The following is a 9140-nucleotide window of genomic DNA, read 5'->3' as shown; positions in this document are numbered from 1 at the left end:
TAAACGCAGATAATTTTAGGGTGTTTTCCGATTTTTGCAATTCAAGTCTATTGTATCTGCCCCAACGGCGCTGATACAATACGTGAACCCTCAAAATGCAGATTCCTGTGAAAGTCGGCGCCCCAACAAATATCGTAAAATAAAGTATTTTACCAGACGCGACCTGATTCTGATTATCACAAAGTACGATCGCTCGCGATCGCACTCCACAGCGCCAGCAAGCGAGCCATCAAGCAGCCCGTTCGCTCCAATACCTCTGGGTAAAGCACAAAATTGCACAATTTAATGTCCTCAAATACTAGCTTTCCCGACGATCGCAATCGCCCGGGCAAATTTCCTTACCCCAGATGTCTTGAGGTGCAAAGCTATGGGAAAAGTTAATTTTGATTCCGAGATTCATCGCAGTACCCGTACCCTACGGCTAAGATCCTGCGGGCCAATTTTCGCTCACCGAGACACATTCAGGGTAGAGCGCCCCGCTCGATCGATTATCGGGCCCCCAAAAGGCAACCGACAGTCAAAACCAACTAAAACATTTCTGTAATTGGGTGAAAACCATCCGCTAGCAGCAGCTCCAGAAACCCGGTTGATTCGCATCAGTCGAGGCGCCAACAAAGCCGCTTTTCCCTGAAATCGATTTTTTGAGCGTTAGTTTAAGGTCGGAAACCCCACACCATAACGGTATTCCGTTTGGTGTCGGGATGGATAGGCGCATTGGCGTAGGTTGGCGACCCAATCAATTAATATCTGACACAACTCTATCAATCCATTCTTCAATCATCTGATTCATGGTCTTTTCTACCTTAATGTTGCGACATATTTCAGTTTTTGAACCCTTTTCTCAGATTCTCTAATATGAATAATTTTGTTTTTTATATGTATTGTCAATGCAGACAGGTTTATGTTAATATAGATTCAGGAGGTAAAAAATGAGAGCCGCATACCAATACAAGCTACGTCCAACAAAACAACAGATTATAGAGCTAGATAGATGGCTGTCAATGCTCTGTTCTCAGTACAACTATTTGTTAGCTGATAGATTTAACTGGTATTTGCAAAACCGTTCTCCCATTAACTCTTGCCCTTTGGTTTGTTACTTGCCAGAGTTAAAAGACAACCCTGATTATTTCAGCCAAAAGAAAACTTTACCTCAACTCAAAAAAACTCATCCTTGGTACAAAGAAGTTTATTCTCAAGTCCTTCAAGATGTAGTCAAACGGGTTAAGATGACATTTGATAGGTTCCTCAAAGGTGACAGTAACGGTAAACGAAGTGGTAGACCGAGATTTAAAGCTCGTAACCGTTACCGCACGTTTACATATCCTCAGATGAAAGATGGATGCTTGCAAGGCAATCTAGTCAACCTGCCCATGTTTGGCAAAGTTAAGGTGGTTTTGCACCGTCCAATACCTGATGGATTCAAAATCAAAACCGCTTCCGTCACCAAAAAAGCTGATGGTTTTTATCTAACTCTTTCCTTAGAAGATCAAACTGTTCCTGAAATTAAACCCGATTTTAATCCCGGCAAAATCATTGGTATCGATCTTGGCTTGAAAGAATTCTTGACAACTTCAGATGGTGAAACAGTAGCTATCCCTCAAAATTACCGTAAAGCTCAAAAACGTTTACGAGTTATTCAAAAACGGGTATCACGTCGTAAAAAAGGTAGTAATCGCAGACAAAAAGCGATTAATAGAATAGGTCGTCAGCACAAAAAAGTAGCGGATAAAAGGAAAAATTTTCACTTTAAAACCGCTACTTATCTGTTGTCAAAGTATGACGTAATTGCTCATGAAGACTTAAACATTAAGGGTCTTGCTCGAACCAGATTGGCTAAATCTGTGTTGGATGCCGGCTGGTCAAGTTTTCTGTCAATACTTGCTTTCAAAGCTGAAAATGCTGGAAAGTTGGTAATTCCAGTCACTGCACATAACACATCACAGGATTGCTCTAATTGCGGTCAGAAAGTACCTAAAAAGCTGCATATTCGTTGGCATGACTGTCCTCATTGTGGATGCAGTCTTGACCGTGACCATAACGCGGCAGTAAATATCAAAAACAGGGCGGTGGGTCATCCCGTTCTTAAAGCTCAGTTAATGTCCCAAGCAATAGCCGGAGTCCCTGAGAAGCCTACACCATATTGTACTCAGTTGGTGTAGGAGTATGTCACTTTACCTGACAAGATGATATTATTTGTCAGGGGGCGGCCGACTTTCACAGCCTGGGTTTATTGACAAACGAAAAAGTTTTGATGGTAAATATAATCAGCGCAGTTTGAAAGATAGAAAGAACAGAGACGATCGATCGCTTTCTCGATCGCAACCCGCGACATAGTTCGATCCCCTACCTTTCCAGTAACCGTATAGCTGCGTATATATATTATTAATTAAAAAGATATACTGTAGAAAGTTGCCTAACAAGCGCCCGAAAATATGCATCCCCACCTCCAGCGCCAACTCGAACAACTCGGTTTAGCCAGCGACTCCCCCCCTCCCTCTGCCGAGCAGTGGCAGCTATTATTAGAGCAGGTAAGCTGTAGCTACGGCGGCGCTCAGAGCCAGCAGGCGGGTTTGAACTCCCAAGCCGTGGGGTGGCATGAAGATTTGACTCTTTCGCCCCAGTCCCCTCAAGACTCTCCAACAGCTTCAGAAGTCGATCGGCTGCGAGCGACTGTCAACAGTTTGGGGGCGGGATTGTGCATCCTTGACTCCAACGGGTTGGTGACATCGGTGAATCCAGAAGCCCAACGGTTGCTGGGGTGGGCGGAATCGGAACTTGCAGGCTTGGGGCTGCTAGAGCGCATCAATAGCCCCCAAAACAAAGGCAACAAATTGCAAATTGTCACGGGTTTGAAACAGCCATCAAGCATTGGCTGCTCTGCCGATCGGGCACCTGCACTCTGTTGTTTGCAAGAGGCGATCGACTCCCGTCAACCTTGCAACAGTTGGGAGGGCGAGTTTCTCTGCCGCGACGGCAAAATTTTACCAGTATCTTATTTTTTCAATCCCGCAGTTGAGGGTGCTGAAATATCAGTTTTGGTGTTTTTCGATCGGAGAGAACACCAGCAAGCCACCAGAGAACAAGAGCGATCGCTCTTGATGCTCCAAGAAGTTTTAGAAGCTACAGATGCTGCAATTATTGCGGTTGACAAAGACGGCGGACTGTGCTGTTTTAATCAGAAAATTCTGGAAATGTGGGGTGTGGTTGCGAATGTCAAAAAATTGAGCAGCTCTGCTGAAGGCAAGGTCAAAAAAACCAGAAAAGCAGCATTTAACATCGCCGCAGGGAAATTGAAAAACCCCAAAAAATTCAGGGAAAACGCGATCGACTTGGAGGCTGGCTCAGCTCCTCAAATCAGCGAATTGTTAGAATTTAAAGACGGAAAAATTATAGAAATAAATTCATTGCCATCAAAAATCGGAGCGGAGGCAGCAGGCAGAATTTGGATATTTCGAGACGTTACCGCTCGCCAAAAACTCGAACAATCTTGGCACTATCGCCTAGAATTAGAGCAGTTGATTGCTACTTTGTCAACCAATTTACTCAGCCTTCGGGGATCTGAAATAGACAAAGGTATCGATCGCACCTTGGAAGCAATCGCCACATTCAGCGGCTGCGATCGCAGTTACATCTACCTGTTATCTGAAGACAAAACCCGCGCCGAAAAAACTTACGAGTGGTGCGCTGAGGGCAGTTCTCAAATAACAGAGAATGCAGGCACCGCCAACATCCCAATGCGAGCAGACAAGCTCGCTCGCGCCCAAAATCTCCCAATCAAAGAAATCGTCGAACTATTTCCCTCTGAATTGGCAGAACTCATCCGTTATGATAGCAACAGCTCGGGCAAATTATTGAAAAATACCCGATCGGAAACAGCCGCAAAAACAGCAGCGGCAGATTCCCCTAAAACCGAATCAAACCAAGTTCAAAAAAATCAGCGCGATCTGATAATTATTCCCCTAATTGGCAGCAGTAAAAACTCGATCGGCTTTCTGGGATTAGACAGTTGCAGCCCGGGAAACAGTCGATCGACCGAAATATCTACAAGTCTAAAAAAACTAGGAGAAATCCTAGCCAATACCATAGAACGCCAGCGGGCCCAAGTCAACGCAGAACCAGCCGAAACCAAATACCGCAGCATCTTTGAAAACGCAGCCGAAGGCATATTCCAGACAACGCCGACCGGGAACTACCTCAGTGCCAACCCCGCGCTAGCCGGGATTTACGGCTACGAAACAGTCGCCCAAATGCTCGCGGATCTCCCGAATCTCAACCGCCAACTATACGTAGACCCCAAGCGACGCGCCGAGTTTATCGCCCAATTGGACGCGCGCCGCCAAGTGTCAAAATTTGAATCGCAAGTATACCGCGCTGACGGCAGCATAATTTGGATTTCCGAAAACGCCCGCAGTATATGCGACGCCAGCGGCAGGGTTTTATACTATGAAGGCACAGTCACCGACATTACCGATCGCAAACAAGTAGAATCGACCATGCAGTCGGCCCTAGAAGCAGCAGAATCAGCCAACCGGGCAAAAAGCACCTTTCTCGCCAATATGAGCCACGAACTGCGCACGCCGCTTAACGCCATCATCGGCTACAGCGAAATGCTCAAAGAAGAAGCCGAAGAATTGGACAGCGCCGAATCATGCGCGGATCTCGAAAAAATCCGCACCGCAGGAAAACACCTGCTGTCTTTGATCGACGACATCCTCGATATCTCTAAAATTGAAGCAGGGCGAATGGATCTCTACTTAGAAACCTTCGGCATCCATGCCTTAATTGAAAGCGCTGTTGCTACAGCCAGCCCGCTGGTGGAAAAAAATGGCAATACATTAGAAGTCTACTGTCCAGACAACCTCGATACCATGCACGCCGACATGACGAAAGTCCGGCAAGTGCTGCTGAACCTACTCAGCAACGCTGCAAAGTTCACCAAAAACGGGAAAATTGCGATCGGAGTAGAAAAAATTAAAAGTGAACAATTAAGAATGAAAAATCAAGAGGAATCTTCGCAAATTTTAATTTCTAACTCCGAATTTTTAGGTTTCCGCGTCACAGACACCGGCATCGGCATGACAAAAGAGCAATTGCAGCAAGTGTTCCAACCTTTTACCCAAGCCGACGCCTCAACTACCAAGCAGTATGGCGGCACCGGTTTGGGATTAGCTATCAGCCAGCGCTTCTGTCAGATGATGGGCGGCAGCATTGAGGTGAGAAGCGAGTTGGGCGCAGGTACTACTTTCACCGTACTCTTGCCCAGCGCCATCAAACAGCCGGAAATCCGCAACAACGTTCGCGACACCGCTAGGCCCGCAGATGCTCCCGCTGTCGGCACGGTTCTGGTAGTTGACGATGACCCGATTTCGCGGGATTTGATCCAGCGCACCTTGGCTCGCCAAGGACTGCACATCGAAGTCGCCGGTGGCGGCGAGCAAGCCCTCAGGCTCGCCAAGCAACTGCGCCCGGATGCAATTACCCTCGACGTGATCATGCCGGGAATGGACGGCTGGGCAGTCCTCTCCGCCCTGAAGGCAGATCCGGATCTTGCCGAAATTCCGGTAATCCTGCTATCCTTTGTGGGCAACAAAAGCCTCGGCTTTGCATTGGGCGCCTCGGACTACCTCACCAAACCAGTGGACGGCAAACGGCTGGTTGCTTTGTTGAATAAGTACCGACGCGACCAAGACGGGGCTGCCGCTCAGAGCTTGCCCGGTGAGATATTAGTTGTGGAAGATGACGATGCTACCCGCAAAATACTGCGGCGCATACTAGAAAAAAAAGGCTGGGCGGTGGCGGAAGCCGACAGCGGACTAGCTGCTCTCGAACAGCTAGCAGTTGCTCGCCCGCAACTGATATTGCTGGATTTGATGTTGCCTGAAATGGATGGTTTTGAATTAATAGCCGAACTTCGCAAGTCGCATTCTGGAGATCCTATACCAATAGTAGTGATTACCGCTAAGGACCTGACTCCCGCCGAAAGGCAGCAGCTCAACGGCTATGTCGATCGGGTTTTACAAAAGGGAGTCTACAGTTGCGATACTTTGCTGCACGATGTTCGCTCTATAGTGAATGACAGGCTCGATCGCAGGTACGACTCGAAAGGCAAGGAGAACACCAATGGCTAAAATCCTGTTGGTCGAAGATAACGAAATGAACAGGGATATGCTTTCTAGGCGTCTGGCCCGCAAGGGACACGAGGTCTTTATTGCTGTTGACGGTGCTGAGGGAGTGTCGATGGCCCTCGCCAAAGTACCCGATTTGATTCTAATGGATATGAGTTTGCCAGTGCTTGACGGGTGGCAAGCCACGCAGCAAATTAAGGCTGCTCCTGAGACTAAAACGATTCCGGTGATTGCGCTGACAGCTCACGCAATGGCGGGCGATCGCGAAAAGTGTCTGGCCGCCGGCTGCGACGACTACGATACCAAACCCGTCGAGTTTCCCCGACTTTTGGGTAAGATCGAAACGCTTCTGAAAGAGGCCATGACATGAAAGGTGACGAGGGCAGCGTGCTGGTTGTTGACGACAATGAGGTGAACCGCGATTTGCTGGCTCGCCGACTTCAGCGTCAAGGCCACGCGGTGACTGTTGCTGAAGATGGTCTCCAAGCTCTGGAAATGATGCGCGCAGAGCCTTTTGATTTGGTGCTCCTAGACATTATGATGCCGCAAATGAACGGTTATCAGGTGCTGGAAAATCTCAAGGCCGATGAGAAGTTGCGCCACATCCCGGTAATTATGATTTCGGCGGTGGACGATATCGACAGTATTGTCCGCTGTATTGAATTGGGCGCGGAGGATTATCTTTCTAAACCTTTCAATCCGGTTTTGCTCAAGGCTCGGATTAGCGCTTGTCTGGAAAAGAAGCGGCTGCGGGATAAGGAACAAACTTATCTGCGCGAGTTGGCCCTGGAAAAGGAAAAGTCCGAGCGTTTGCTGCTGAATATTTTACCAGGCCCGATCGCGCAGCGCCTTAAGGAAGGGGAAAGTACGATCGCCGACAGTTTCGCTGAAGTTACTGTGATGTTTGCAGATTTGGTCGGTTTTACCAAGCTTTCGGCTCATTTGTCGCCAGCGGAGTTGGTGGAATTGCTCAACGAGATTTTTTCAGCTTTTGACGAGTTGGCCGATCGCTACGGACTTGAGAAAATTAAGACGATCGGCGATGCTTATATGGTGGTTGGCGGTTTGCCAAAAGTAAGCGACAACCACGCCGAGAGCATTGCAGAAATGGCGATCGAAATTCTAGCAGCAGTGGCTCAGATCGGCACTAAGAGAGGTCAGCCGCTCAGCATCCGCATCGGCATCCACACAGGCCCGGTGGAAGCTGGAGTAATCGGAACTAAAAAATTTACTTACGATTTGTGGGGAGACACGGTAAATACAGCTTCCCGCATGGAATCTCAAGGCGTCCCCGGCGGCATTCAGGTGACAGTTGCTACCTACGAGCGCCTGCGCGACAAGTACCTTTTTGAGGAGCGCGGCGTGATTTCAGTCAAAGGCAAAGGCGATATGATGACTTATCTGCTTGTGAGCAGAAAGAGTTAGTTGTTATTTGTTAATTGTTATTTGTTACTTCTAATAACAACGAATAACTAATAACCAATAACTAACAACCAATAACCAATAACCAATAACGAAGCAATCAAATGAACGTAAATTCTAACCTTTTAATGTACGCTCAATGGGCGGGAATTCTAACAGTAGCTTTCTTTGTTTTAACAATCGTAGCATTTATTTTTAAATGGGGTTTTCGCTTCCGATTGGTAGGAGTGAGCAGCTTTATGGCCGTGATTGCTGCGAGTATATTCGGTCTCGGTTTAGGACTGTTTTCGCGCACGGAAATTCCCGGTGCAGTGCGCTATTCTTTAGTTTACGATACTGGCGGCGCCCAAACTGTAGTTACCGTGCCACCTTCAATTACTGAATCGGAGTTAGAAGCAACGATGCGACAAGTGGCTGCGGATTTGTACTCCCCAGGGCGATCGGGAAGCGGAAGAGATTACATGACAATCCGCGTTCGGACGGTGGTACATCCTGAGCCTGGTCTGTCGCAGCCGCTGTTTTTGGGCGAGGTGAGGCGATCGCTCGCGACTAGGTATGATGACAAAATGGCGATCGACATCTACCCCGAAAAAGTCGCTATTCTGAAAAAATATCAAGCCTAAAAATCCTGTAAGGGCGGGTTTTACCAATAATAATTACCTAAAACGGACAATAAGAGAAAACCCGCCCCCACCCAACGACAAATCAGTTATCAAAAATATAAAATTATGACTCAAAATTCCGAAAAATTACTAAAAAACCTCTTCAATGCTTGCAACCCATCTTCTCCTTTACCCGCAGGCGAACCGCTATATGTTGACTGCAAAGAAGTCCGAGGAGATGGCAATATTACCAAAGACTTGGGTCGCAACATTCAGAATTCCCAACAGAATACTTGTCAGTTGTATAGCGGACATCGCGGCGCGGGAAAATCAACCGAATTGCGGCGGCTGGAACAACATTTAAAAGAACAAGGTTATTTTGTAGTTTATTTCAGTGCAGACGAACAAGATATCAATCCCGAAGATACTGAATATACAGATATTTTGTTGGCTTGCACCAGACATTTATTAGAAGCAATTAAAGATGCTGATTCAAAACCTTTACGCGATTGGATGAAAAATCGTTGGAACGATTTAAAAGATTTACTTCTAACAGAACTATCTTTTGAAAGCTTGAGTTGAGAAATGCAACTTTCTCAGTTTGGCAAGCTGACTGCAAATATGAGAACCGAACCGAGTTTGCGCCAAAAAATTAGAGAAAAAGTTAATCCCTACACACCAACACTGATTGAGGCGCTGAATGAGTTTATTAGCGCTGCTAAAAAAAAGTTGCCCGCCAAATATTCGCAATTGGCAGTAATTGCCGATAATTTAGATAAGATTGTGCCGTTTTCTAAAGACGGAGGAGAACGCACCAATCTAGACGAAATTTTTTTAGACCGCAACGAACAACTCAAAGCTTTAGATTGTCACATCGTTTACACCGTACCGATTTCGATGGTGCATTCCAATCGCGCTGCCGATTTGAGCAATAACTAGGGTTTGCTGAATAATCGATCGCAGACCAATAGCAGGAGCGATCGATCTATTC

General features: G+C 46.9%; 8 protein-coding genes. 7 read left to right on the top strand and 1 reads right to left on the bottom strand.

The genetic code is table 11. The annotated features are described in order from the left end of the window. Positions 1–176 precede the first annotated feature (176 nt). A complete protein-coding gene (locus QT974_RS26205) occupies positions 177–332 on the bottom strand; it encodes a hypothetical protein (protein WP_333471338.1) in 156 nt (51 codons plus the stop codon). Positions 333–929: 597 nt separating this feature from the next. Here QT974_RS26205 and QT974_RS26200 point away from each other — a divergent pair. From QT974_RS26200 to QT974_RS26170, 7 genes are all read left to right on the top strand, one after another. After that, complete coding sequence (locus QT974_RS26200; protein WP_333471337.1) at positions 930–2159, top strand: RNA-guided endonuclease InsQ/TnpB family protein; 1230 nt, start codon at positions 930–932, stop codon at positions 2157–2159. 273 nt (positions 2160–2432) lie between these two features. Next, positions 2433–6128, top strand: coding sequence for a response regulator (locus tag QT974_RS26195; RefSeq protein WP_333471336.1), 3696 nt, complete (start codon positions 2433–2435; stop codon positions 6126–6128). After that, complete coding sequence (locus tag QT974_RS26190; protein ID WP_293126333.1) at positions 6121–6495, top strand: response regulator; 375 nt, start codon at positions 6121–6123, stop codon at positions 6493–6495. Before QT974_RS26195 ends, QT974_RS26190 begins: the two co-directional genes overlap by 8 nt. After that, complete coding sequence (locus tag QT974_RS26185; protein ID WP_333471335.1) at positions 6492–7550, top strand: adenylate/guanylate cyclase domain-containing protein; 1059 nt, start codon at positions 6492–6494, stop codon at positions 7548–7550. Before QT974_RS26190 ends, QT974_RS26185 begins: the two co-directional genes overlap by 4 nt. Before the next feature lie 101 nt (positions 7551–7651). Next, positions 7652–8170, top strand: a complete 519-nt coding sequence (locus QT974_RS26180) for a Ycf51 family protein (RefSeq protein ID WP_333471334.1) — start codon at positions 7652–7654, stop codon at positions 8168–8170. Between the two features lie 105 nt (positions 8171–8275). Next, complete coding sequence (locus QT974_RS26175; RefSeq protein WP_333471333.1) at positions 8276–8731, top strand: ATP-binding protein; 456 nt, start codon at positions 8276–8278, stop codon at positions 8729–8731. 3 nt (positions 8732–8734) lie between these two features. Continuing rightward, a complete protein-coding gene (locus QT974_RS26170; protein WP_333471332.1) occupies positions 8735–9088 on the top strand; it encodes a hypothetical protein in 354 nt (117 codons plus the stop codon). The last annotated feature ends 52 nt before the right edge of the window (positions 9089–9140 follow it).

The sequence above is a fragment of the Microcoleus sp. BM001215392 genome, from assembly GCF_036700185.1.
Taxonomy (GTDB): domain Bacteria; phylum Cyanobacteriota; class Cyanobacteriia; order Cyanobacteriales; family Microcoleaceae; genus Microcoleus.
This window is presented reverse-complemented; position numbering and strand designations above follow the sequence as displayed.